Origin of the sequence: Streptomyces afghaniensis, from assembly GCF_044327915.1 — a bacterium.
Classification (GTDB): Bacteria; Actinomycetota; Actinomycetes; order Streptomycetales; family Streptomycetaceae; genus Streptomyces; species Streptomyces afghaniensis.
In genome coordinates this window covers 553,434-577,085 of sequence record NZ_JBIRGJ010000008.1, presented here as the reverse complement: position 1 = coordinate 577,085, position 23,652 = coordinate 553,434, and the positions used below count along the sequence as shown (strand labels likewise).

27 protein-coding genes are annotated in these 23,652 nt (G+C 71.8%); 15 read left to right on the top strand and 12 right to left on the bottom strand.

Annotated elements, in window-relative coordinates; genetic code table 11:
• The first annotated feature begins 172 nt into the window (after positions 1–172).
• Positions 173–1,090 carry a FadR/GntR family transcriptional regulator gene (locus ACH4G3_RS31595; protein ID WP_397627705.1) on the top strand — a complete coding sequence of 306 codons (918 nt, stop codon included), beginning with the start codon at positions 173–175 and terminating at the stop codon, positions 1,088–1,090.
• Between the two features lie 2 nt (positions 1,091–1,092).
• Here the strand turns inward: ACH4G3_RS31595 and ACH4G3_RS31590 are convergent, their stop codons facing one another.
• Positions 1,093–1,281, bottom strand: coding sequence for a hypothetical protein (locus ACH4G3_RS31590; RefSeq protein ID WP_020273448.1), 189 nt, complete (start codon positions 1,279–1,281; stop codon positions 1,093–1,095).
• Between the two features lie 139 nt (positions 1,282–1,420).
• On the opposite strand from ACH4G3_RS31590, the gene ACH4G3_RS31585 reads away from it, so the two are divergent.
• The 5 genes from ACH4G3_RS31585 (at position 1,421) to ACH4G3_RS31565 (ending at position 6,998) form a co-directional block, all read left to right on the top strand.
• Positions 1,421–2,299, top strand: coding sequence for a winged helix-turn-helix domain-containing protein (locus ACH4G3_RS31585; RefSeq protein WP_397627704.1), 879 nt, complete (start codon positions 1,421–1,423; stop codon positions 2,297–2,299).
• 92 nt (positions 2,300–2,391) lie between these two features.
• Positions 2,392–3,042, top strand: a complete 651-nt coding sequence (locus tag ACH4G3_RS31580) for an HAD family hydrolase (RefSeq protein ID WP_397627703.1) — start codon at positions 2,392–2,394, stop codon at positions 3,040–3,042.
• A 207-nt stretch (positions 3,043–3,249) separates the two neighbouring features.
• On the top strand, positions 3,250–4,263 hold the full coding sequence (locus tag ACH4G3_RS31575; RefSeq protein ID WP_397627702.1) for a phosphotransferase: 1,014 nt from the start codon (positions 3,250–3,252) through the stop codon (positions 4,261–4,263).
• A 39-nt stretch (positions 4,264–4,302) separates the two neighbouring features.
• Complete coding sequence (locus ACH4G3_RS31570) at positions 4,303–4,926, top strand: TetR family transcriptional regulator (RefSeq protein ID WP_397627701.1); 624 nt, start codon at positions 4,303–4,305, stop codon at positions 4,924–4,926.
• A gap of 56 nt (positions 4,927–4,982) precedes the next feature.
• Entirely contained in the window at positions 4,983–6,998 is a 2,016-nt protein-coding gene (locus ACH4G3_RS31565) for a HelD family protein (protein WP_397627700.1), read from the top strand.
• A 55-nt stretch (positions 6,999–7,053) separates the two neighbouring features.
• On the opposite strand, the gene ACH4G3_RS31560 is transcribed toward ACH4G3_RS31565, so the two are convergent.
• Complete coding sequence (locus tag ACH4G3_RS31560; RefSeq protein WP_397627699.1) at positions 7,054–7,959, bottom strand: NAD(P)-dependent oxidoreductase; 906 nt, start codon at positions 7,957–7,959, stop codon at positions 7,054–7,056.
• 57 nt (positions 7,960–8,016) lie between these two features.
• On the opposite strand from ACH4G3_RS31560, the gene ACH4G3_RS31555 reads away from it, so the two are divergent.
• On the top strand, positions 8,017–8,373 hold the full coding sequence (locus ACH4G3_RS31555; protein WP_397627698.1) for a winged helix-turn-helix transcriptional regulator: 357 nt from the start codon (positions 8,017–8,019) through the stop codon (positions 8,371–8,373).
• A gap of 137 nt (positions 8,374–8,510) precedes the next feature.
• Here the strand turns inward: ACH4G3_RS31555 and ACH4G3_RS31550 are convergent, their stop codons facing one another.
• From ACH4G3_RS31550 to ACH4G3_RS31540, 3 genes are all read right to left on the bottom strand, one after another.
• Positions 8,511–9,692, bottom strand: a complete 1,182-nt coding sequence (locus ACH4G3_RS31550; RefSeq protein ID WP_397627697.1) for a GDSL-type esterase/lipase family protein — start codon at positions 9,690–9,692, stop codon at positions 8,511–8,513.
• A 4-nt stretch (positions 9,693–9,696) separates the two neighbouring features.
• Complete coding sequence (locus tag ACH4G3_RS31545; RefSeq protein WP_397627696.1) at positions 9,697–10,284, bottom strand: TetR/AcrR family transcriptional regulator; 588 nt, start codon at positions 10,282–10,284, stop codon at positions 9,697–9,699.
• A 69-nt stretch (positions 10,285–10,353) separates the two neighbouring features.
• Positions 10,354–10,902 (bottom strand): DUF2269 family protein, encoded by a 549-nt coding sequence (locus ACH4G3_RS31540; RefSeq protein ID WP_397627695.1) that lies wholly within the window; start codon positions 10,900–10,902, stop codon positions 10,354–10,356.
• A gap of 189 nt (positions 10,903–11,091) precedes the next feature.
• Here ACH4G3_RS31540 and ACH4G3_RS31535 point away from each other — a divergent pair, with 189 nt between their 5' ends.
• Positions 11,092–11,745: a class I SAM-dependent methyltransferase gene (locus tag ACH4G3_RS31535; protein WP_397627694.1), complete on the top strand. Its 654-nt coding sequence runs from the start codon at positions 11,092–11,094 to the stop codon at positions 11,743–11,745.
• Positions 11,746–11,766: 21 nt separating this feature from the next.
• On the opposite strand, the gene ACH4G3_RS31530 is transcribed toward ACH4G3_RS31535, so the two are convergent.
• A complete protein-coding gene (locus ACH4G3_RS31530) occupies positions 11,767–12,495 on the bottom strand; it encodes a hypothetical protein (protein WP_397627693.1) in 729 nt (242 codons plus the stop codon).
• A gap of 104 nt (positions 12,496–12,599) precedes the next feature.
• Between ACH4G3_RS31530 and ACH4G3_RS31525 the strand changes: the two genes are divergently transcribed.
• Positions 12,600–12,968 carry a VOC family protein gene (locus tag ACH4G3_RS31525; RefSeq protein ID WP_397627692.1) on the top strand — a complete coding sequence of 123 codons (369 nt, stop codon included), beginning with the start codon at positions 12,600–12,602 and terminating at the stop codon, positions 12,966–12,968.
• A 50-nt stretch (positions 12,969–13,018) separates the two neighbouring features.
• On the opposite strand, the gene ACH4G3_RS31520 is transcribed toward ACH4G3_RS31525, so the two are convergent.
• Positions 13,019–13,675: a class I SAM-dependent DNA methyltransferase gene (locus ACH4G3_RS31520; protein WP_397627691.1), complete on the bottom strand. Its 657-nt coding sequence runs from the start codon at positions 13,673–13,675 to the stop codon at positions 13,019–13,021.
• 111 nt (positions 13,676–13,786) lie between these two features.
• On the opposite strand from ACH4G3_RS31520, the gene ACH4G3_RS31515 reads away from it, so the two are divergent.
• The 3 genes from ACH4G3_RS31515 (at position 13,787) to ACH4G3_RS31505 (ending at position 15,682) form a co-directional block, all read left to right on the top strand.
• On the top strand, positions 13,787–14,476 hold the full coding sequence (locus tag ACH4G3_RS31515) for a helix-turn-helix domain-containing protein (protein WP_397627690.1): 690 nt from the start codon (positions 13,787–13,789) through the stop codon (positions 14,474–14,476).
• 89 nt (positions 14,477–14,565) lie between these two features.
• Entirely contained in the window at positions 14,566–15,231 is a 666-nt protein-coding gene (locus tag ACH4G3_RS31510; protein ID WP_397627689.1) for a hypothetical protein, read from the top strand.
• A 118-nt stretch (positions 15,232–15,349) separates the two neighbouring features.
• Complete coding sequence (locus ACH4G3_RS31505; RefSeq protein WP_307179914.1) at positions 15,350–15,682, top strand: DUF2516 family protein; 333 nt, start codon at positions 15,350–15,352, stop codon at positions 15,680–15,682.
• 30 nt (positions 15,683–15,712) lie between these two features.
• Here ACH4G3_RS31505 and ACH4G3_RS31500 read toward each other — a convergent pair whose 3' ends face one another.
• From ACH4G3_RS31500 to ACH4G3_RS31485, 4 genes are all read right to left on the bottom strand, one after another.
• Complete coding sequence (locus tag ACH4G3_RS31500; protein ID WP_397627688.1) at positions 15,713–17,062, bottom strand: PP2C family protein-serine/threonine phosphatase; 1,350 nt, start codon at positions 17,060–17,062, stop codon at positions 15,713–15,715.
• 459 nt (positions 17,063–17,521) lie between these two features.
• Complete coding sequence (locus tag ACH4G3_RS31495; RefSeq protein ID WP_397627687.1) at positions 17,522–18,604, bottom strand: C40 family peptidase; 1,083 nt, start codon at positions 18,602–18,604, stop codon at positions 17,522–17,524.
• Positions 18,605–18,811: 207 nt separating this feature from the next.
• Positions 18,812–19,630 (bottom strand): class I SAM-dependent methyltransferase, encoded by an 819-nt coding sequence (locus ACH4G3_RS31490; RefSeq protein WP_397627686.1) that lies wholly within the window; start codon positions 19,628–19,630, stop codon positions 18,812–18,814.
• 57 nt (positions 19,631–19,687) lie between these two features.
• Positions 19,688–20,311 carry a dihydrofolate reductase family protein gene (locus tag ACH4G3_RS31485; protein ID WP_397627685.1) on the bottom strand — a complete coding sequence of 208 codons (624 nt, stop codon included), beginning with the start codon at positions 20,309–20,311 and terminating at the stop codon, positions 19,688–19,690.
• A 190-nt stretch (positions 20,312–20,501) separates the two neighbouring features.
• Between ACH4G3_RS31485 and mshA the strand changes: the two genes are divergently transcribed.
• Both mshA and ACH4G3_RS31475 read left to right on the top strand, forming a co-directional pair.
• Positions 20,502–21,839 (top strand): D-inositol-3-phosphate glycosyltransferase, encoded by a 1,338-nt coding sequence (gene mshA / locus ACH4G3_RS31480; RefSeq protein WP_397627684.1) that lies wholly within the window; start codon positions 20,502–20,504, stop codon positions 21,837–21,839.
• The gene (locus ACH4G3_RS31475) at positions 21,832–22,341 is read left to right on the top strand and encodes a type III secretion system chaperone family protein (RefSeq protein ID WP_397627683.1); all 510 of its coding nucleotides are present in this window, start codon (positions 21,832–21,834) and stop codon (positions 22,339–22,341) included. The genes mshA and ACH4G3_RS31475 overlap by 8 nt, the downstream gene beginning before the upstream one ends.
• Here the strand turns inward: ACH4G3_RS31475 and ACH4G3_RS31470 are convergent.
• Positions 22,319–23,137, bottom strand: coding sequence for a helix-turn-helix domain-containing protein (locus tag ACH4G3_RS31470; RefSeq protein WP_397627682.1), 819 nt, complete (start codon positions 23,135–23,137; stop codon positions 22,319–22,321). The genes ACH4G3_RS31475 and ACH4G3_RS31470 overlap by 23 nt on opposite strands.
• Before the next feature lie 49 nt (positions 23,138–23,186).
• On the opposite strand from ACH4G3_RS31470, the gene ACH4G3_RS31465 reads away from it, so the two are divergent.
• A complete protein-coding gene (locus ACH4G3_RS31465) occupies positions 23,187–23,630 on the top strand; it encodes a DUF2000 family protein (RefSeq protein WP_397627681.1) in 444 nt (147 codons plus the stop codon).
• Positions 23,631–23,652: the final 22 nt, after the last annotated feature.

The following is a 23,652-nucleotide window of genomic DNA, read 5'->3' as shown; positions in this document are numbered from 1 at the left end:
CGACCGGCCGGGGCTCCCGGCTCCCCTCCGGAAGGGAGCCCCACGGTGGATGGCCAACCCCTTGAAGGTCTGACCATGTCGCTCAAGTTGGCGACCAACTTCACTGTACTTATCTCCGCTTGGAAGCGGCTCATAACCACCTGGTGCTGAACTGCCGGAAGATGGCGGGAAGTTGTACTGTTTTGTTGTGGACCCGGAACACGCCCCCGTCACTGGACGGAAGAGGTCGCAACGGCCACAGAGGACACATCACGAGGTGGCCGACGAACTGCGCGCCCGGATCAGGTCAGGAGCGCTGCGGCCGGGCGAACGCATGCCCACCCAGGCCCAGCTGGCCCACGAGTTCGGCGTCGAGCGCGGTGCCGTACGCCAGGCCCTGCGCGTCCTCCAGTCCGAGCGGCTGCTCACCAACGTGTCCAAGGGCAGCCCGGCGACCGTCGCCCCCGACCCCGCCAGGGCGCTGACCGGCCCGCAAGCCCCGCCCCTGCCCACCACGGTGGCCCTCGCGCCCCGGATCGCGGCGGCCTTCGCAGCGGAGCACGTCGAGATAGACGCCGTGTGCCTGACGTCCATCTCCCTCACGCTCGCCATCGGTGAGCCGCTGCGGCAGATCCACGCGGGACGGCTGAAACCGGCCAAGGTCGACGTCCGGGTCCTGCTGCCGAGCCGGGACATCGACCTCGCCTTCCCTGTGCCGGTCGAGGGCCGCGACGACGACTGGGTGCACGAGAGGTGGCTGGCGATGCGCAACGCCCAGGGCCAGGTCCTCCAGCACAACCTCCTGGCCCTGCGCTCCACGCACGGCATCGACGTGCACGTCACGTTCCGGGCGCTGCCCTTCACCCCGCCGGTGAAGCTGTACCTGCTCAACAACACCGAGGCGCTGTTCGCGTACTACACGCTGATGCGCCGGGAGGCCGAGATCGACCACGAGCACCTGGAGATGTACGACGCCCAGGGCACCCAGTCGATGCTGTTCTCCTTCCAGCAGGGCCCCGGCCTGCGCGACACGACGTTCGTCGAGCAGTCGCACCTGTGGTTCAACGCACTGTGGGAGACGATCAGTTCGGAGCTGGTGCTCACGAGCTGAGGTCATCGGACGGGGCCCGTCATCAGCAGCGCGAGCACGACCGCTCCCGCGGAGCTGACGGCCGGGCTCTTGGCCTTGATGCCCACGGTGAGAAGGATCAGCCCGACGATTCCGGCCGGACCGTACTTCCACTGCACGAGCTGCTCGAAGGCGACGACGAACGCGGCGGAGAGGAGAGCGAGGGCAGGCATCTGGGTTCCCCCTTCGGAAGCAAAACTTCCGCCAACTCAAGTAAGTTGGCAACCAACTCTGATTAAGTTGTCCCCACTTGGCTACTAGTAATAAACAACTTTCAAACAACTCCCGTCAGATGGATCAGAGTTGTAGCGTTTGGTCGTGACCCAGGAGAGCGTGGCAGTGAACGGCAGCAGCAGGCAGTCGCCCCAGAAGATCGCCGACAACCTGCGGGAACGTATCCGCGCCGGTGAGCTCAGGCCGGGCGACCGCCTGCCCACCCAGGCCGAACTGGCGGAGGAGTTCGGCGTGGAACGCGGCGCCGTCCGCCAGGCCCTGCGGGCGCTCCAGGAGGACGGTCTCCTCACCAACGTCAGCAAGGGCAGCCCGCCGCGGATCGCCGCGCCCGCCCCGGCCCGCGGCGAGCCCCAGCCGACGATGGTGGGCCTGGCGCCGCGGCTCACCGAGGCGTTCTCGGCCCGCCGGGTCCGCGTCGACGTCGTCTGCCACACCGCGGAGACCCTGATGGTCGCCATCGGTGAGCCGCTCCGCCTGATCCACGAGGGCCGCATCCACCCCGAGTCGATCGACGTCCGCATCCTGGTGCCCTCCCGGGACATCGAGCTGGCCTTCCCGGTGCCCGTCGAGGCGCACGGCGACGACAATCCGGTCCACAAGCGCTGGCTGGCCATGCGCAACGCCCAGGGTCAGGTCCTCCAGCACAACCTGCTCGCCCTGCGCTCCACGCACGGCATCGACGTGCACGTCACGTTCCGGGCGCTGCCCTTCACCCCGCCGGTGAAGCTGTACCTGCTCAACGGGGAGGAAGCGCTGATCGGCTACTACATGCTGACCAGGCGAGCGGAGGAGTGGGGCAGCCAGACGCTGGACATGTACGACGTCCTCGGCTCGCAGTCCCTGCTCTTCTCCTTCGTGAAGCGGGCGGGCCTGCGGGACGCGGCTTTCGTGCAGGAATCCCAGAAGTGGTTCGACGCCCTCTGGGAAACCATCACCACGGACCTGACACTCTCCTAGTGACTCCTGATACGACGCAGACTGGTTCGACGACAGTCGAGAACGAGAACGATCAGTACCACCTTCCGAATCTGATCAAAGGTGCCCGTGTCGTGCTGTGGGACTTCGACGGGCCCATCTGCCGGCTGTTCGCCAGGCACTCGGCGGACGGCGTGGCGGGCGACCTGGTGTCCTGGCTGGAGGGCCGGGGGCTGCACGGCCTGCTGACGGAGACGGAACGCGAGTCGCTCGACCCGCAGGTCGTCCTGCGCGCCGTGGACCGCCGGCATCCCGGCAGCGACCTCGTCGCGGAGCTGGAGGAACGCCTCACCCAGGAGGAGCTGCGGGCCGCGTCCTCGGCGATGCCGACCCCGTACGCGGACCCGCTGATACGCACCTGGTCGGCGGTGGGCTCCGGCCTCGCGATCACCACCAACAACTCCCCGCGGGTGGTGCGCAAGTACCTCGAAAGCCGGGGTCTCGTCGGCTGCTTCGCCCCCCACATCTACGGCCGCACCCCGGAACTGCACCACCTGAAGCCGGACCCCCACTGCCTCAACCGGGCGCTGAACGCCATGGGTGCCGCCCCGGCCGATGCCCTGATGATCGGCGACACCCCGCCGGACCGCGAGGCCGCCGCCCGTGCCGGGGTGCCGTTCCTCGGCTACGCGAGCAACCCCCGGAAGGCCAAGATCCTCAAGGAGGCGGGAGCCGACGTCGTGATCGAGTCCCTTGAGCCGGTGCTGGCGTTGCTGCGCGGCTAGGGGGTGTCCGGGCGGGCGAGCCTGTCGCCCGGGGGCGCCGGTTCACCTGGGAGTGGGGAGTTCGGACCGATAGCCCGGTTCTCCCCTGATGACGGCGTCCGGTGGAGTAACGTGCCTTCCCCCTTACACCATCCGCACCACCGGGGCAGGCTGAACCACCCAATGACACCCCCATCGGTCTCCGGTGCTCGGCAGCGAGCAGTCGAGATGAGCGGCGACCCGAGCCTGGTCAAGGGGCCGCTCAAGGGGTACCACCACGAGACCTACGTCCTCGCGTTGCCCGGTGGGACACGAACCGTCAAGGTCCGTGAGCCGCGCTCCGAGATCCTGTGGTTCGACCGGAGGTGCTTCAAGTCGGAGGAGGCGCTGCTGCGCGCCCTCCAGGAGCACATCACCCGCGTCCCCGGCATCGTCGATGTCGCCGGCATGGGATTCCAGGGCTTCATCGAGGGGCGGACGCTCGGCGAGCAACGGCGGCCCGGGCGGCGGGTTCCCGACGCGGTGTTCGACCAGATCGTCGACCTCTTCCGGGAGATGGTGCGGGTCACGCCGGACATGCTGAGTGTGGAGCGGCGCTGTGAGGACAAGGACCGCGCCGAGGACGGGCGCAGCGACGACTTCCTGGAACGTCTGATCGTCTTCGTCGAGGAGCAGGTCTACCGGAAGAACCACACGGTGTTCGCCGGCCTGTTCCACGCGCTCGGTATCTCGGACGAATCGTTCACCTTCCTGAGGAAGCACGTGCTGGGGCTCCAGGAGCGCCCGTTCTGTCTCCTGCACGCGGATCTGCACCGGGAGAACTTCGTCCTCGACCCGAAGGGCCGGCTCTGGGCCATCGACTGGGAGCTGGCGATGCTGGGCGACCCGCTCTACGACCTGGCCACCCACCTCTACCTGATGCGCTACCCGGTCGACCAGGAGAGCCGTATGGTCCGCGAGTGGTGCGACCTGGTCGAGCGGATCCGGCCGGGCAGCTCGTCCGGGTGGGAGCGGGACCTGCCGCTGCTCCTCGACTTCAAGCGGGCGCAGTCGGTCTTCACGGATGTCATCCGGGTGTCGCTGTCCCTGCGCGAGGACGCGGCCTTCAACTGGGTGGCCCTGCCCGTGGCCGCCGGCAAGCTCCAGAAGATCCTCACCGCCGCCGCACAGCCGCTGGGCCTGGCACAGGTGCCGAGCCGTGCGCAGATCATGGCCGCGCTGGTCCGCTGGCACACGTCCTGACGCGGCCTCCCGCCTCGCTGTACTGCGTAGGCTCGCCGCATGAGTGAGAGCGGGCTGCGGGAGCGCAAGAAGCAGCGGATGTACCAGGTCGTGTCGGACATCGCGATCCGGCTCTTCCTGGAGAAGGGGTTCGACGCGGTGTCCGTCGCCGAGGTGGCGGCGGCGGCCGAGATCTCCAAGCCGACGCTGTTCCGGTACTTCCCGGCGAAGGAGGATCTGGTCCTGCACCGGATCGCCGACCACGAGGGCGAGGCCGCGCGGGTGGTGGCGGAGGCCGAGGGGGATCCCGTGGAGGCGCTGCGGCGGCACTTCCTGGCGGGGCTGGAGCGGTGCGATCCCGTGACCGGGCTCAACGACGATCCCCGGGTGCTCGCCTTCCACCGGCTGCTCTACGGGACACCCTCCCTGGTCGCCCGGGCGCACACGCATCAGGAGAGGTCCGAGGCCGCGCTCGCCGAGGTGCTCGGAGGTGACCTGGACGCACGGCTCGCGGCCGGGCAGATCATGGCCGTGCGGCGGATCCTCGCGATGGAGAACTGGCGGCGGATCGCGGCGGGCGAGCGGGTGGCGGACGTACGGGCGGACGCGGTGGCGGCGGCGGAGCGGGCGTTCGGGTGGCTGGCGGCGGGGCTGCCGCCCGGCATCCGGAGTGCCACCCAGTGATTTGAGACGCAGTAATAAATTTAACTTGGTTGCTTTTTCGCTGTACGCTCTATGGAATGACGTCGACCGAGCCTGCCCTTCAGCACGTCCTCGACCGTGAGCGCGCCCACCACGAGCGCTGCCGGGCCGCCCTCGCCGCGATGGTCGAGGGGGCCGGGGAGCAGGTCGTCATCGGGGAGGACGTGTCCGCGTCCGGCGCCGATGCCGAGGTGCTCGGGTACCGGCTGCGCAGCCAGGCCAAGGCGCTGCGTGAACTGCCCGAGGGGCCCTTGTTCTTCGGGGCCTTGCAGGCGGAGGACGGGCAGTTGCACATCGGGCGGCTGCGGATCTCCGAGCATCCGGCCGAACCGCCCCTCGTCGTCGACTGGCGTGCGCCCGTCTCGCGCGCCTTCTACCAGGCCTCGGCCCGCGACCCGCAGGGCGTCGCCGTGCGCCGGCGGTTCGGGTGGGCGCCCGGCAGCCGGGGCGACTCCGCCGACCTCACCGGCCTGGAGGACGAGCACCTGGGGCAGGGCGAGGCGCGGACCAGCGAGATCGTCGCCCGGGAGATCGAACGGCCGCGCGTCGGGCCCATGCGGGACATCGCCGCGACCATCCAGCCCGAGCAGGACGACCTCGTACGCGGGGACCTGGCGGTGTCGGTGTGCGTGCAAGGGGCGCCCGGCACCGGCAAGACCGCCGTCGGGCTGCACCGGGCCGCGTACCTGCTCTACACGCACCCGCAGCGCATCCGGCGCGGCGGCCTGCTGATCCTCGGGCCCAACCGCACCTTCCTGTCGTACATCGCGGAGGTGCTGCCGTCCCTCGGCGAGACCGGTGTGCGGCAGTCGACGCCGGCCGAGGAGATCGCGCGGCATCCGGCCAGGGGCCGTGACGAGCCGGCGGCCGCCGTCGTCAAGCACGACGCCCGGATGGCCGAGGTGCTGCGGCGGGCGCTGTACGCCAGGGTGCGCGCGGAAGGGGCCGGGTCCCTCGCGGTGCCGGACGGGTCGTACCGCTGGCGGGTGCCGGCGCAGACGCTGGAGCGGATCGTGGCGGACGTACGGGAGGAGGAACCGCCGTACGGGGTCGGGCGGGAGCGGGTGCGGGCGCGGATCGTGCGGTGCCTGCGCGAGCAGGCCGAACGGCGGGCCGGGCCACCCCCCGGCGCCTGGGTGCGCCGGATCGAGCGGGCGCGGCCGGTGTCCGCGTACGTCGACGCCGTCTGGCCCCGGGTGCGGCCCGAGGAGGTCGTGGCCGGACTGCTCGGCGATCCCGGGGTGCTGGCGGAGGCCGCCGACGGGCTGCTGGACCCCGGCGAGCAGCGGGCGCTGCTGTGGCGCAAGCCGCCCCGGTCGTGGAAGTCGGCGCGCTGGTCGGCCGCCGATCTGGTGCTCCTGGACGAGGTCGCCGGGCTGATCGAGCACCCGGAGGGATACGGGCATGTCGTCGTCGACGAGGCGCAGGACCTGTCACCGATGGAGTGCCGGGCCATCGCCCGCCGGGCGCGCTTCGGCTCGCTGACGGTACTGGGCGACCTGGCGCAGGGGACGACACCGTGGGCGGCGCGGTCGTGGCGGACGGTCCTGGCGCACCTGGGGAAACCGGACGCGGCCGTGGTCGAGCTGACCACCGGCTTCCGCGTGCCGCGTGCGGTCGTCGCCCTCGCCAACCGGCTGCTGGAGCGGCTCGACGTGGACGTGCCGGCCGCCTGTTCGCTGCGCGGGGACGGGGAGCTGCGGATGCGCGAGACGGCCCCGGACGGCGTGCCCGGCGCGGTCGTGGAGGCCGTACGGGACGCACTCGGGCGGGAGGGCTCCGTCGGGGTCGTCGCGGCGGACACGGACGTGCCCCGGATCCGGGCGGCCCTGGACGCGGCCGGCCTCGACGCGGCGGGTCCGGAGGAACTCGGCGCGCGGGTTTCCCTGGTGCCGGCGAGCGTCGTCAAGGGCCTCGAGTACGACCATGTCGTGGCCGTCGAGCCGGCGACGATCGCCGAGGCGGAGGAACGGGGGCTGCACCGGCTCTACGTGGTGCTGACACGGGCGGTGTCACGGCTGGATGTGGTGCGGGGGCGGCCGTTGCCGTTCTAGGCGCGCGGCGCCGCCCGGGCCGGGCCGGCCGAGCAGGCCCGGCCCTTGTGAGGGCTCACCTCCGCCCGATGACCTCCGCGATCCGGATGAAACCGTCCGTCCCGTGGCCGAGCCCGATCGTGCGGCGGGCCATGCCCTCGGCCGCGCGCATGACGCCGGCGTCGATGCCGTGGGCCTCGGAGACGTGGACGACGTGGGCCATCGACGACACGGCCGAGGTGAGCGGGTTGCCCTCGCCGGAGTACGTGCCGGCGTCGGCGTCCGCCGCGGTCTCGGCGAACAGCGGCGGCAGGATCGCGCCGATGCCCTGGGCGAAGGGCGCCAGCTCGCCGGCGGTGACGCCCTCGGCGCGGGCCACCGCCAGGGCGTGCGCGTAGCCCGCCATCGCCGTCCAGAAGATGTCGAGCAGGGCGATGTCGTAGGCCGCGGCCCGGCCGGTCTCCTCGCCGAGGTGGGTGTGGGTGCCGCCCAGCGCCCGGCGCACGGGCGCCAGTTCCTCGTAGAGGTCCGCCGGCCCGCTGTGCAGGAACACGGAGTCGGGCGTGCCGATGGTCGTCGTCGGGGTCATGATTGCGCCGTCCAGGTAGCGGACGCCGTGCGCGGCGGCCCAGCCGGCGGTGTCGCGGGCCCTGGCCGGGGTGTCGGCGGTCAGGTTCACCACCGTGCGGCCCTTGAGGGCGGCGGCGACGTCGTCCTGGCGCAGGACGGCGTCGACGGCGTCGTAGTTCACCACGCAGACGATGACCACCTCACCGGCGGCGGCTGCCTCAGCCGCCGAGCCGGCGCCCACCGCTCCCCGTTCGACGAGTTCCCGGTCTCTGCCCGGAGTGCGGTTCCAGACCGTGGTCGGCAGTCCCGCGTCCAGGAGGGCACCGGCCAGGGCGCGGCCCATCGGGCCGAGACCGAGGACGGTGACGGCGGGCCGGGCGGAATGTTCCGGGGATGAGGATGTGCTGTACATGGACACGCTTGAACTCCCTTGCAGGCATGCACAATTGATGATGAATGGGGCTGAAGGATGACGCGCCGGCGGCAGGACCCGAACGTCTGCGGAGTGACCGCCGCGATCGCCGTGATCGACGGCAAGTGGAAGACGACCCTGCTCTGGCTGCTGGAGTCGGGCCCGCACCGCCCGGCGGAACTGCGCCGGCGGCTGCCGGGCCTCACCGAGAAGGTGCTGACCCAGGCGATGCGGGAGATGGAGACGGACGGGCTGGTGCGCCGCGAGGTGTACGACGTGCTGCCGCCGAAGACGGTCTACTCCCTGACCCCGTTCGGCCGCGAACTCGCGGAGGCACTGGCCCCGCTGTCCGACTGGGGCTACCGGCGCCTGGAGAAGCTGGCCGAGACGCAGGCCACCCGGTCGGCCTCCTGACGCCCGCGTTCACCTCCGTCCCTTCGGTGTCCGGCGCCTCTCCGACGGCCCACCACCAGGTTCGCCCCAAGCCGGCCCGCTGCCAAGTACCCACAAAAAAGTGGGTGTTCGCCCCGGCGATGACCTGCCGTACTACGTCATGAACCCGCCGCGAAGGGGCCGCCCTCGGTGAAGGCCAGCGCGTGGAAGCGTTCGCCGATGTGGCGGTGGGTGGCGGCGTCCGGGTGGACCTCGTCGGGGAGGGGGAGCCGGGCCGCGTCGGACAGGCCGTAGAGATCGAGGCCGTCGAGGTAGTGGATGTTGGGGTCGTCGGCGGCGCGCTGCCGGACGATGCGGGAAAGTTCCTCCCGGATGACGCCGAGCGTCAGCTTCCCGGCCGGCACCTCCGCCGGGTCGCCCATCGCGGCGAACCGCAGCCTGCCCTCACCGAGCGCGCCGACGTCCGGGGCCGTGGGCCCGGGCGTGGTCTCGTGGATGGCGCAGTGGATGGAGGAGACGACCAGCAGCGGGGCGTCGGGGTGCCCGTCGCGGATCGTGTCGAGGAAACCGTGCACGGCCGGACCGAACGCGCGCAGCCGCATCACGTCCCCATTGACGATGTTGATGCCGATCTTCACGCTGATCAGGTCGGCCGGGGTGTCCCGCATGGCACGCGCGGTGAACGGGTCGAGCATCGCGCTGCCGCCGAGACCGAGGTTGACCAGTTCCACACCGCCGAGCGACGCGGCGATCGCGGGCCAGATGGCGGTGGGGCTCGCGGCGTCGGAGCCGTGACTGATCGAACTGCCGTGGTGCAGCCACACCCGGCGGCCCCGGTCCGGCACGGGCTCCACGGGCGCGTCGGTGCGCAGGGCGACGAGCTCGGTGGTCTCGTTGTGCGGCAGCCAGATCTCGACGTCCTTCTCGCGCGCGGGCAGGCCGGTGAAGCGGACGGTACCGACCGGGCCCGGCGTGACCTCGCCGCCCCAGGTGGCCATGTCGATCGTGAGGACGTTGCCGCCCGTCCCGGAGGCCTGACCGGCCGGCCGGCCGTCGACGAGCAGGTCGTACAGGCCGTCCGGCCGGGGCGGGAAGCCGGCGTAGTCGCGCTTGGTGCGCAGCGTGTCCAGCTCGACGGCGGTCGCGGCGGTACGGAACGCCAGCCGTACGCCGGACGGCTGGGCCTCGGCCATGGCCAGCTGGGCGTTGGTGTTCTGCGCGCGGGCCCGGGCGGGCAGCCGGTGCGGGAGCAGCCCGTGTCCGGTGCGCTCCAGGTCGAGGGCGCCGCGCAGCAGGTCGGCTGTGAGGGGGGTGGTGATCCAGTCGTGCTCGATGTGCATGGTGTCAGCCTCGGGGGTCGGTGGGGGGCGTGGGCCAGTTCCGCAGCAGCGTGTCGAGGGCGTCGAGGATCCGGGTCCAGGTGGCGTCGGTGTCGGGGGCGCTGTGGCTGAACCCGCCGCCCATCTCCAGGCTGACGTAGCCGTGGAAGACGCTGCCCAGCAGCCGGACCGCGTGGGTCTGGTCCGGTTCCGTCAGGTCGTAGCCGCGCAGCAGCGCCCGGGTCATCTGCGCGTGCCGGACACCGGCGCTCGCCGCCGCCGTCTGGGGATCCAGCCGCAGCTGGGCGGCGGCGTAGCGGCCGGGGTGCTCCCGGGCGTAGTCGCGGTAGACGTTCGCCAGGGCGGCCAGGGCTTCCTTGCCGGCCCGGCCGGCCAGGGCGTCGGCGGCCCGGTCGGCCAGTTCCGTGAGCGCGAGCAGGGCGATGCGGGTCCTGAGGTCCTGGGAGTTCTTCACGTGCGAGTACAGGCTCGCGACCTTGACGTCGAACCGGCGGGCGAGCGCCGAGACGGTCACCTGCTCGAAGCCGACCTCGTCGGCCAGCTCGGCACCTGCCCGAGTCAGCCGTTCCGGTGTCAGTCCTACGCGTGCCATACGGTCACTCCCTTCTGCCATAAGGGAGTGTGCATCTGCCTAATAGTATTAGGCAAATTGATTGCCGCCTTAGGCGCTCTGCAGAGCACGCCGAGCGGGCTCCCGCAGCCTCCTGCCCCGCCTGGTCAGCCCCCAGGGCTTCAGGACGGAGATCACCGTCATGAAGACGTAGGCGGACAGCGAGACGACCGGCCCGAACAGCACGTCACCCGCATCGGGCAGGGGCCCGCCCGCGGCGACTGCGGTGACCGCGGAGTTCACCCCGGGGCGCAGGGCGAACACCGTGGCGGTGGTCGTGGCCAGGGTCAGCCAGAACTTCGTGCAGACCCAGCGGTGCCGGGCGAGTCCCCACGGCGTACCCAGGGACAGCACCAGTCCGCTGAGCAGCGTGAGGAACGCGACGGGGAGCAGGAGCCAGTCGGCGAAGAGCTTCATGGCCCGGACGGACGACTCCACGGTCACGGCGGAACCGGTGGTGGCCGCGGTGGCGCCGAGTGCGAGCAGCCCGAGCGTGAGCCCGAGCCAGGCGGCGGAGGCGATGACGTGGACGACGAGAACGGCCCGGCGCGCCGGGCGGCCGAGTTTCGGAATCGGGTGCGGCTTCTGCTTCGGCTTCACGCTGTCACCGTGCCGGGCGGGGGGTGGCGGTGGCGTCTTACGGGCGGAGTAAAGCGGCGTACTGGCGTCGGAGTACGGGCCGGGGCGTACGGCTGAGGGGTACGGGCCGGGCGTACGGGCGGGGGACCAGCAGGTACTCGCCCGGCGTGACAGCCCGGCCCTGCCAGCCCTGTCGTCTACCTTCACGGCATGACCGAGCCCTCCCACCTCACCGCCGTCCGAGAGTCCTACGACACCGTCGCCGCCGACTACGCCCGGCTCGTCAAGGAGCCGGCGGAGCTGGACCCGGTGTCGCGCGCGATGCTGGCCGCCTTCGCCGAGCTCGTACGGCCGCCGCACCCCGGGCCGGTGGCCGACCTGGGCTGTGGGCCGGGCAAGGTGACGGCTCACCTGGCCGCGCTGGGAGTAACGGTGTTCGGCGTCGACGTGTCGCCGGAGATGGTCGAGCTGGCCCGGGCGGCGTACCCGGATCTCCGCTTCACCGTCGGCTCGATGACCGCGCTGGAGACCGGCAGCGGCGAACTCGGCGGCATCCTGGCGTACTACTCCACCCACCACACCCCGCCGCAGTGGCTGCCGACCGTGTTCGCCGAGTTCCACCGCACCCTCGCGCCCGGCGGCCGGCTGATGCTGGCCGGCCCGGTGGGCGGCGGCGAGCACCTGCGCCCGTCGCACGCCTACGGCGACCACCCGGTGTCCTACGAGTCGTACCTGCTGCCGCCGGACCGGATCGCCGAACTGCTGCACCGGGCCGGGCTGGTCGTCACGACACGTGTGGTGCAGGAGCCGGAGGAGGGGACCAAGCGGCAGACCGGCACGTTCCTCGCGTACAAGCCGCGGTAGCGGAGGCGGGCCCCGTCTCCGCTACCCGCCGTGCAGCCACACCCGCAACGGGCCGACCGGCTCGAAGCCCTGCCGGACGGCGGCCTCCAGGTCGTCGCCGCTCTCGTACCCGACCACGGGCAGGGCGGGAAAGAGCCGGTCGAGCGCGCGCAGCACGACCGGCCAGGCCGCGTCGGGCCCGCCGTCCCGCCCGAAGACGTTGGAGACGCCGACCACGTGCTCGCTACGGGTGGCCACCGCGCCGGCGACGACCCGCCCGTCACCGGACCGTCCCGCGATCACGAACGTCTCCGGATCGGCGAGCAGCCCGTCCCGGAAGAGGCCGGCGTTCCCGGCGCCGCCGTCCCAGGCCAGTGCCCAGGCGCGCAGCGTCTCCGGGTCGCTCGCCACGTCCCATGCGAGATCCGCCGGTTCCCGTGGACGGGCGGGCACGGCCGCTGTGGCCGGACGGTGAATCCACTGCGCCTCGAACAGCACCCGGAACCCGGCCTCCGCCAGGTCGAGATCGGCGAAGCTGTCCTTGACCGAGGCACCGGGAGAGCCCCGGTCGACGCGTGCCACGAGCGCGTCCGGGTCGGCGCCCGGCTCCAGCGTCACCGCGTCGGGGTAGTAGACCGGCGTCCGCCCCGCGGCGGCCCACGCCTGGCCCCCGAACTCACCCGCCACGCCGTGCACCCGGCACATCGCCGCACACCACTCGGCGTTGTTACGGGCGGCGGCACGGACCAGGGACTGCTGCGAAGTCGTCACGTGTGCGGAGCATGGCCGCGTTCGGCCTGTCAGTCGAACGATTTTGGGCCGGAGCACTTCTAGGGTGATCGCGAGTGTCCACCGATGATCAGCCGGGAGGCGGCATGTCGATACAGATGAAGTTGAGCGCCATAACCCTGGACTGCCCTGACCCTCTCGCGCTTTCGGCGTTCTACCAGGCGGCCACCGGCCTCGAACCGCACCCGAGGTCGAACGCCGACTTCGCCTCTCTGGGCGGTGGGGACGGACTCTCCCTCGGCTTCCAGCGGGTCGACGACTACCGGGCTCCCAACTGGCCCGGCCAGGACGTGCCCCAGCAACTGCACTGCTGCTTCCGGGTCGCGGACCTGGCGGAGGCGGAGGCCCGGCTGCTGGAGCTGGGAGCGGGCCGGCCGGAGCAGCAGCCGAACGAGGGCCGATGGCGCGTGCTGACGGATCCGGCGGGGCATCCCTTCTGCATCGTCGGGGGGTGAGGGGGCGGTGGCATCGGGCCCGGAGCGCCACTGTTGGTCCCTGCGCATCGTCAGGTGGTCGGCGTGGGCTGACGGTGTGCGAAGAGGACCGCCCCTGGAACGCTCTCGTCGAGGTCGAGGAGCATGTGGGCCTCGACCGTGAAGCCGGCATCGTGCAGCCAGGCCGTCACTTGGTCAGGCCGGCGGCGGTGGACGTAAACGTTCATCGGGTGACCGCCGTAGCCCTGCGTCTTCAGCCTCGACTCGTCACCGACGTGGAAGCCGAGCAGCAGTGCTCCGCCAGGGCGTAGCACCCGGTGGAAGTGGCTGAAGACCGTGGGCACGGCATCGTCGGGGACGTGTATCAACGACCAGAAGGCGAGCAGGCCGGCGAGCGAAGCGTCGGCGAGGTGCAGGTCCGTCATCGAGCCGACTTCGAACCGCAGGCCGGGGTGGTCGCGCCGAGCGATGTCGATCATCGCGGGGGAGAGATCGATGCCGAACGCGTCCACGCCCAGCTCGTGCAGGTGAGCGGTGACGTGTCCAGGCCCGCAGCCCACGTCCGCCACCGGCCCGCCGCCGGTGGCGTGCACCAAGTCGGCGAACAACGCCAGAGCTGCTCGAAGGTAGGGCTCCCCGGCCAGAGCCTCGCGCAGCTGGTCGGCATAGCTGACCGCGACCGTGTCGTAGGAGGTGCGGGTGTCTGCTAACCACTGGTCCGTGTTCATGCCTCGACACAGTAGGCCCAGTGATCAGGATGTCGCGGCTCCCAGGGTGGCGTGGCGCACTTTTGCAAGCAGGTGCTTGCAATAGTTAGCGGGGTGCGGCACTGTGGAGTCATGGCATCGCTCAACGTCGGCAATCTCGGTGACTACCTGCGCGAACAGCGGCGCAACGCGCAGCTGTCGCTCCGGCAGCTCGCCGACGCCGCCGGGGTGTCCAATCCGTATCTGAGCCAGATCGAGCGCGGACTGCGCAAGCCGAGCGCGGAGGTGCTGCAGCAGGTCGCCAAGGCCCTGCGGATCTCCGCCGAGACGCTGTACGTCCGGGCCGGCATCCTCGACGCCGAGCGGGACCGGGACGAGGTCGAGACGCGTGCCGTCATCCTCGCGGACCCGACGCTGAACGAGCGGCAGAAGCAGGTGCTGTTGCAGATCTACGAGTCCTTCCGCAAGGAGAACGGGTTCGGGACCGGCGACGGCTCCGCGGTCGTCGACCTCGTGGTCGCCGAGGACGCGGCGGACAGAGACGGTGACGGGGACGCTCCGGACGGCGGCACCGGGATACGACGGACCCGCACGGCCGACGGCGGCCGGCCCGCCGAGCGCCGTACCCGCGACAGCGACGGCAGCGACGGCGGTACGTCCGCGTCACCGTCGGCGACCCGCCGCATACGCGAGGACGACGGCGGTACGTCACCCTCGCCCGCCCGCCGTGCTCGCAAGAACACCGGCGGTACGCCCGCCGCCCGCCGGGCCCGCAAGACCACCGGCGGCAGTGACACCGACCCGCAGCAGACGGCCGGCTGAGCCGGACCAGGGCACCGGCCGTACCGCTGCGGATCACACAACCCTCAGCCGAACCCTCAAGCGAAACAGAATCCGGGAGGACCATCACCATGGCCATCACCGACGACCTGCGCAAGACCCTCAGCGACCCGACGCCGCTCTACTTCGCCGCAGGCACCGCCGACCTCGCCCTTCAGCAGGCCAAGAAGGTGCCGGCCCTGGTGGAGCAGCTGCGCTCCGAGGCCCCCGCGCGGATCGACGCCGTGCGCAACACCGACCCCAAGGCCGTCCAGGAGAAGGCCTCCGCCCGGGCCAAGGAGGCCACCGCCCGCGTCAAGGAGACGCAGGAGACCCTTCAGAACAAGGTCACGGAGTTCATCGGCTCCATCGACGTCGACATCAAGAAGCTCGGCAGCACGATCGACGCGGACCTGAAGAAGGTCGGCGAGACCGCCCAGGACTTCGCGCTGCGCGGCGTCGGCGTGGCCGCCGAGTACGCCGTCAAGGCCCGGGAGACCTACGAGAAGGTCGCCGAGCACGGCGAGCAGGCCGTGCGCACCTGGCGCGGCGAGGCCGCCGAGGGCATCGAGGATGTCGCCGAGGGCGTCGAGGAGCTGGCCGTGGCCGTCGAGCCGAAGGCCCAGCCGGTCGAGGTCAAGGAGGAGCCGGCGAAGCCCGCCGCCACCGCCGCCCCGGCGAAGAAGGCCCCCGCGGCGAAGAAGGCCCCGGCGCGCAAGACCACCACCGCCAAGAAGAGCACCCCGCCGGCCAAGTAGGACGGCCGAGGGCGCAGAGCGACCGCAACGGGCCGGGCACCCTGGGGGTGTCCGGCCCGTTGTACGGGTACGGTGACCGCGTAGGGACGAGCCGAGTCAGGTGGTGGACGTAGTGCTGATGCAGGGCTTCGCAGGGTTCATGTGGCTTCTGAGCATTGCCCTGATCATTTTCAGCGGCTTCGCGTTGTTCGACGCCGCCGTGCGGCGGGAGGACGCCTACCGAGCGGCCGACAAGAAGACCAAGCCGTTCTGGATGATCATCCTCGGGCTGGCCTTCGTGGTGAACCTGCTCTTCCCGATTCTGTCGTTCCTGCCGATCATCGGCCTCATCGCGACGATCGTGTACATGGTCGATGTCCGCCCCGCCATCCGCGCGCTCCCCGGCGGCGGCCGCAGCCGCCGCGGCTCCAGCAGCGACGGCCCGTACGGCCCCTGGAACGGCGGCCGGTAAGCCCCCGGCCGGCACCTGAGCCGACCGGGGCTACGGCACCCGGTCCAGCAGGAGTACCGCGACGTCGTCCGTCAGCTCGCCGCCGTTGAGGGCGCGCACCTCGTTCACCGCCGCCCGCAGCAGCTCCTCGCCCCGCAGTCCCTCGGCGATCTGGCGGCGCACCATCTCCGTCATGCCGTCCTGGCCGAGCCGCTCCCGGCCCTGGCCGACATGGCCCTCGATCAGGCCGTCGGTGTAGAGCATCAGGCTCCACTCGGCGCCCAGCTCCACCTGCATGCGCGGCCAGCGGGCACCCGGCAGCAGCCCGAGGGCCGGTCCGTTGTTGTCGTACGGCAGCAGGCGGGCCGGCTTGCCCGGGCGGGCCAGCAGCGGCGACGGGTGGCCCGCCAGACACAGTCCGGCGCGGCGGCCGTCCGGCGCGATGTCCACCGTGCACAGGGTCGCGAAGATCTCGTCGTCGGCCCGCTCGTGCTCCAGCACCTGCTGGAGCGTGCCCAGCAGCTGGTCGCCGCACAGGCCCGCCAGCGTCAGCGCGCGCCACGCGATCCGCAGCTCCACGCCCAGGGCGGCCTCGTCCGGGCCGTGACCGCAGACGTCACCGATCATGGCGTGCACGGTGCCGTCCGGCGTGCGCACGACGTCGTAGAAGTCGCCGCCGAGCAGGGCGCGCGAGCGGCCCGGGCGGTAGCGGGCGGCGAACCGGAGCGGGGAGCCGTCCAGCAGCGGGGTCGGCAGCAGACCGCGCTCCAGGCGGCGGTTCTCCTGGGCGCGCAGCCGGCCCTCGGCGAGCCGGCGCTCGGCCGACTCGGAGCGCTTGCGCTCCACCGCGTAGCGGATCGCCCGGCTCAGCAGCCGGCCGTCCAGCTCGTCGCGGAAGAGGTAGTCCTGGGCGCCCACGCGCACCGCCTCCGCGCCGCGCTCGGCGTCGCCCGAGGCGGTCAGCGCCAGGACGGCATGCCGGGGCGCGAGCTCCAGCACGTGCTTGAGCACGGCGAGCTCGTCATCGGAGTCGCTGCGGCCCGGAGCGGGCAGCGCGAGGTCCAGCAGGATGCAGTGGACGTCGTCGGTCAGCAGCCGTCCGGCCTCCGTGAGGTTGCGGGCCGTGCGGACGCGGATCGGCTTGCCCGCCTGGTCGAGCATGTCGGGCACGATCGGCGAACCGGCCGGATCGTCCTCGATCAGCAGCAGGGTCAGGTTGGTGTGGGCGGTGTTGTTCTCCACCTTGTCCGTGTTGTTCCCGGCGGTGTCCGGCGTACGCGGGGCCGCTGCCGAGACGTCCTTGGCGGACTGCTCGGCGGGGCCGTCGCAGCGGGACTCGGCCTGCGCCTGACCACTCTCCACGGCCGGGATCGCTCTCTGCCGCGGTATGGGTACGGGCATCGTCTTGGGTTCCTTCCCTCCCCCCGAGGGCATGGCGGGGGCGAGGGACCTCGACCCACCGACCGGGACCATAGCGGGTGTCGGCGCCGCATTGGAATGGTGTGAGCCACGCCGCTGCGCCATCGGCCAGTGTCATATGCCGCGATATGCCCCCCAGTTGGACACCGCCGGGATGCTGTGGGGATGACGAACGTCACGTCAGCACGCTGTTTAGCGGTGGGTTCGGGGTGGGCTGGGTCACGTGGTCAGGGCCACGTGGTGCAGGTCACCGGCGGGCGTGCGGCGACTCGTTGTCCGGTATCCGGTGTCCGGCCGGCGCCCGCTCGGTCTCGCCGCCCGCTCGGTCTCGGCGACCACGCCGTCTCGCCGCCCGCTCGGTCTCGGCGACCACGCCGTCTCGCCGCCCGCTCGGTCTCGGCGACCACGCCGTCTCGCCGCCCGCTCGGTCTCGGTGCCCGCTCAGTCGGTGTCGGCGTCCGGTCGTACCACCCCGAGGATGGGCATCGAGCCGGCCCCCGCGATGGTCACCGTCCGCCCGGGCCGCGGCGCGTGCACGATCGCCCCGTCGCCGACGTACATCGCGACATGGCTGGCGTCGTCGAAGTAGATGATGAGGTCACCGGGCCGCATGTCCTGGATGTCGATGTGCCGCAGCCGCTTCCACTGCTCCTGCGAGGTGCGCGGAATGCCGCGTCCGGCGGAGATCCAGGCCTGTGAGGTCAGCCCGGAGCAGTCGTAGGTCTTAGGGCCCTCGGCGCCCCACTGGTACGGCTTGCCGATCTGGGCCGTGGCGTACGCGACGGCCTTCTTGCCCTGCTCGGAGGCCTTTCCGCTGATCTCGTCGAGGATGCCGGAGTCGAGCCAGGCGGTCTGCGCCTTGCCGGCGGCCTCCTTCTCCAGCTCGGCGAGGCGCTCCTGCTCCTCCTTGCGGAGCTCGGACTCCAGCTTCTCCGCCTCCGCGATCTGCTTCTCGATCTTCTTCTGCGCGGCGGCCTTGGCCTTGCGGCCCGCCTCGAGTTTCTTCCACTGGGCGGAGGCGTCCTGCGCGTACTGCTCCAAGTCTTCCTGGGTGCGGGTCAGTTCGCCCATCAGGCCCTTGGCCGCGTGCTGGCCCTGGCGCACCCGGCCCGCCCCGTCGAGGAACTCCTGCGGATCGTCGCTCAGCATCAGATGGGCCTCGGGCGGCAGTCCGCCGCCGCGGTACTGTGCGGCGGCCGAAGCGCCCGCGCGGTCCTTCAGCTTCGCCAGCTTCTCCTGGCCCTTGACGATCTTCTTGGCCAGCTTGACGAGCTCGGCGGACTGCTTGTCCACCTTCTCCTCAGCGGCGTTGTACTCGTCGGTGGCGCGGGCCGCGGCGCGGTAGAGCTTGTCGAGCTTCTTCCGCACGGCCTCCAGGTCCTTGCCGGGCGCGAGGGTCGGGCCCGCGCTCGGGGTGGGTGTGGGACTTGGGCTCGCGAACGCCGTGCCCGGTGCCGCCAGCACCGTGAGCGCGCAGACCACGGTCACGGCGGTCGCGATCAGGCCACGCTTGCCCGTTCCCATACTTCAGCCCCCAAACTGATTAACCGTCAGTAACGTACGGTTCGCGTGGGGATGCTGCCATGTCGGCGCGCGAAGCGACAGGGGTAGTACTTCCCGCGGTCCCCTCCCCGATATGCCATCGGCATGACGATCTCCCCGCCAGTGTGACGAACGACTCAAAGAGATCGTTCCCGGCGGGCCGGGTCGGTCCGTGCCGGGCCGGGGGATTCAGCCCCGTGGCGCCAGCGCCTCCCAGCGCACCGTCACTTCGCCCTGCCGCCATCGCACCGGCCCGTCCGCCACGGGCCAGTCGGCGGTCAGGTTCCGTACCGCCCGGATCCAGCGCTGGCGGGCGCCGTAGGACGCGTAGGGTGCGGCGGCGGCCCAGGCGCGGTCGAAGTCGCGCAGGAAGGCGTGCACCGGCTCGCCCGGGACGTTGCGGTGGATGAGCGCCTTCGGCAGGCGTTCGGCCAGGTCCGAGGGGCGTTCCAGGGAGCCGAGCCGGGTCGCGAAGGTGACCGTGCGCGGTCCCTCCGGGCCGAGCGCGACCCAGACGTGCCGGCGTCCGATCTCGTCGCAGGTCCCCTCGACCAGCAGCCCGCCGCGCGCCCCGGTCGCCGGATCGGCCGGGGCGAGCCGCCCGCACAGCCGGTGCCAGACGGCCTCGACCTCGCCCTCCGCGTACTGCCGCAGCACGTTCGCCGCGCGGACCAGCAGGGGCCGCTGCGGGATCGGGATCTCGAAACCGCCGTGCCGGAAGATCAGCCCCGCCCGCTCGTACGGCAGCGCCGCCGCGACCCGGGCCGGCTCGATCTCGACGCCCACCACGCGCGCGCGTGGCGCGACCGTACGGAGCCGGTGCAGCAGCTCGACGGCCGTCCAGGGCGCGGCGCCGTACCCGAGGTCGACGGCTACGGGATCGGCGGCACGGCGCAGCTCTGCGCCGTGCGTGGCCGCGATCCAGCGGTCCATACGGCGCAGGCGGTTGGGGTTGGTCGTCCCGCGCGTCACCGTGCCCACGGGGCGGGTGGCGGCGCGGGATGTCATGCGTACGAGGTTAAGCGGCGCCCCGGCGTGCACCGCCCCCGGTGTCGAAAGCCACACCTAGGCCCCGGCCCCGCCCCCACCCTCGTACGTCCCGAACCCCGGAACCCCCGCCGACTCGAAGACATGCACCGACAGGCCGCCCGGCGTCGTCCGGTGGCCGGCCAGCCGCAGCCCGGCCGGTGCGCCGCCGTCCGGGAAGAGGCGGCGGCCCTGGCCGACCACGACCGGGGCGATCACGAGCCGCAGCATGTCGATCAGCCCGGCGGCGAGCAGGGACTGGGCGAGCCGGGCGCTGCCGTGGATCTGGAGCTCCCGGCCGGGCCGCCGCTTCAGCTCCGCGACCTGGGCGGGGACGTCACCGGAGAGGATCGTGGTCGGCTCCCAGCCGGCCGTGGTCAGGGTCCGGGAGGCGACGTACTTCGGCAGGCTGTTCATGATCCCGGCGAGGGGATGGCCGGTCATCGCCGGCCAGTCGCGGGCGAAGTTCTGGTACGTGCGCCGCCCGAACAGCAACGCGTCCGCCTCGCCGAGCCAGCTGCCGGCCAGCCGCTCGAACTCCTCGTCCAGATGCGGCACGAACCAGCCGCCTCGCTCGAAGCCGTCGCTGGTGTCCTCGTCCGGGGCGCCCGGCCCCTGGGAGACACCGTCGAGCGACAGAAACTCCTGCACCACCAGCTTCATCGCGCACCACCTCGTTCCTCTCTCCCTCAGGCTTACCCCCACGCCCCACCTCCTCGAACGGTTGAGCGAGGAGCGGTAATGATTCGGTAAAGGTCGCGAATCAGGAAATGGAGCCCAACCTTCCGGTGTTGGACCGCTGGAGGGCACGTGCGCCCTGCCATGGCATGCCCTGAGCGAGGAGGAACGCCACGTGAGCCAGTACATCGGCAGGCTCGGGCGGCGCTCGGCGTCCCCGTCCGCGCGCCTGCGGCTGCACCGCAGGCCCCGCCGGGTGGCCATGCTCTCCGTGCACACCTCCCCGCTGCACCAGCCGGGCACCGGCGACGCCGGCGGCATGAACGTCTACATCGTGGAGCTGGCGCAGCGCCTCGCCGCGATCAACATCGAGGTCGAGATCTTCACGCGCGCGACCTCGGCCGCCCTCCCGCCGACCGTCGAGCTCGCCCCCGGCGTCCTCGTCCGGCACGTCGACGCCGGTCCCTACGAGGGCCTCAACAAGGAGGACCTCCCCGCCCAGCTGTGCGCCTTCACGCACGGGGTGATGCAGGCCTGGGCCGGCCACCGCCCCGGCCACTACGACCTGGTCCACTCCCACTACTGGCTCTCCGGCCACGTCGGCTGGCTGGCCGCCCAGCGCTGGGGCGTGCCCCTCGTGCACGCCATGCACACCATGGCCAAGGTCAAGAACGCCAACCTGGCCGACGGCGACACCCCCGAACCGGCCGCCCGCGTCATCGGCGAGATGCAGATCGTCGCCGCCGCCGACCGCCTCATCGCCAACACCACCGAAGAGGCCGACGAACTGGTACGGCACTACGCGGCCGACACCGACAAGGTCGCCGTGGTCCACCCGGGCGTGAACCTCAGCCGCTTCTCGCCCGCCGACGGCCGCGCCGCCGCCCGGGCCCGACTCGGCCTGCCCCAGGACGCGCTGATCCCGCTCTTCGCGGGCCGCATCCAGCCCCTGAAGGCCCCCGACGTGCTGCTGCGCGCCGTCGCCGTCCTCCTCGACGAGCGCCCCGAGCTGCGCTCGCGCATCCTCGTCCCCGTCGTCGGCGGCCCCAGCGGCAGTGGCCTCGCCAAGCCCGAGGGCCTCCAGAAGCTGGCCGCACGCCTCGGCATCGCGGACGTCGTACGGTTCCACCCGCCGGTCGGGCAGGAGCAGCTGGCGGACTGGTTCCGCGCGGCTTCCGTCCTGGTCATGCCCTCCTACAGCGAGTCGTTCGGCCTGGTCGCCATAGAGGCGCAGGCGGCGGGCACCCCCGTGCTGGCGGCCTCGGTCGGCGGTCTGCCGGTCGCCGTGCGCGACGGACACACCGGCTTCCTGGTACGCGGCCACGATCCCGCCGACTACGCGCGCGTGCTGCGCGAGTTCGCCGACAACCCGGAGCTGTCGCCCCGGCTGGGCGGTCAGGCCGCGCGCCACGCCCAGTCCTTCGGCTGGGACACGGCGGCCGCCACCACGGCGGACGTGTACACGGCCGCGATGCAGGCACACCGCCGTCGCGTACGCTCGCAGCATGGGTGAAACCGATCTGGAACAGCGTGCGGCACAGGTCGTCGAGGGAGTGCTGAAGGACGCCGACCTGGAGTGGGAGAGCCCCCAGCCCGGCACCTACGTGGCCCAGCTCCCCGGCACCCGCAAGCTCAAGACGACGGTCTCCCTGATCGTCGGCCGCCACTCCCTCTCGCTGAACGCCTTCGTCATCCGCCACCCCGACGAGAACGAGCAGGGCGTCCACCGCTGGCTCCTGGAACGCAACCTCAAGCTCTACGGCGTCAGTTACGCCGTCGACCAGCACGGCGACGTCTACGTCACCGGCCGGCTCTCCCTGGCCGCCGTCACCGCCGACGAGATCGACCGCCTGCTCGGCCAGGTCCTTCAGGCCTCCGACGGCAGCTTCAACACCCTCCTGGAGCTGGGCTTCGCCTCGGCGATCCGCAAGGAGTACGAGTGGCGGGTGTCCCGCGGGGAGTCGACGCGCAACCTGGACGCGTTCGCCCACCTCACCCAACGCCCTGACCGCTAGGCTGTCCTGCCCGGTAACGCCCGGGCGGGACGCCCACCAGTTTCCGGAAGTGCCGGGTGAGGTGGGACTGGTCGTAGAACCCGGCCTCGGCCGCCACCTCTCCCGGTGAGCGGCCTTCGAGCAGCAGCCGCCGGGCGCGGCCCACGCGCAGGGACGTCAGGTACTGGTGCGGGGCGATCCCGTAAGCGGCGCTGAACGCCCGTACGAGATGGGCGGGATGGGCCCCGACGAGCCCGGCCGCCTCCTGAAGTCCGACACCTTCGACGACCCGCTCGTCCAGCAACTCCCGCAGCCGCCGCGCGAGCACGGGATCCGCCGGCCGGGGCTTGTCGCTGTCGCCCCGCAGATGCCCGCGCAGCCGTTCCCCGACGAACAGCAGCCTGCTCTCGGCCTCCAGCTCCTCACCGGGCCGCAGCAGCGCGCCGTGCACCTGCCCGACGCGCTTGCGCAGCAGCGGATCGCGCAGGTCCGGCCGGTCGACGGCGGCTCCGATGAGCTCGTCCCCGAGATACGTCCGGTCGAGATACAGCACCCGCTTGCGGAAGCCCTCCGGGGTGACGGGGGAGCCGTTGTGCGGCACGTGCGGCGGCAGCAGCGACACGGTGTCGTGCGGGGTGCCGTGCTCGTGCCGGTCCAGGTCGTACCGTACGGCGCCGGTGTCGACGATCAGCAGCGTCCAGGCGTCGTGGACGTGCATCGGGTACGCGTACTCGGTGAAGCGGGCGTGGAAGACCTCGACGACACCGGGCACGGCGGGCCGCCAGGCGGAGACGATCCGGGCGGGCTGGGAAGCCATGCAAAGAACGTACAAGACCCCGGCGAGGGCCGCCGGGCACGCTCGCATCATGAACACGCACACCGAACCGGCTGTGGAGCCGATCCGCTTCGACACGAAGATCGCCGTACTGCTGCGCGCCGACCTGGAGCCCTGGCAGCGTCTCAACGTGACGTCGTTCCTGGTCAGCGGCTTGGGCGCGCAGGTCCCCGAGGTGATCGGCGAGCCCTACGAGGACGCGGACGGCGTGCCGTACCTGCCGATGTTCCGCCAGCCGGTCCTGGTCTTCGAAGCCACCAAGGAGACCCTGACCACGGCCCACACCCGCGCCCTGTCCCGCTCCCTGCCCCGTGCGATCTTCACCTCGGACCTGTTCGCCACGGGCAACGACCGCGACAACCGCGCGGCCGTACGGTCGGTGCCGACGGCGGACCTGGATCTGGTCGGCCTCGCGGTCTACGGCCCGAAGAACGCGGTGGACAAGGTGGTGAAGGGGGCGCGGATGCACCCGTGAGGCGGGATGTGGCCCTGCCCCG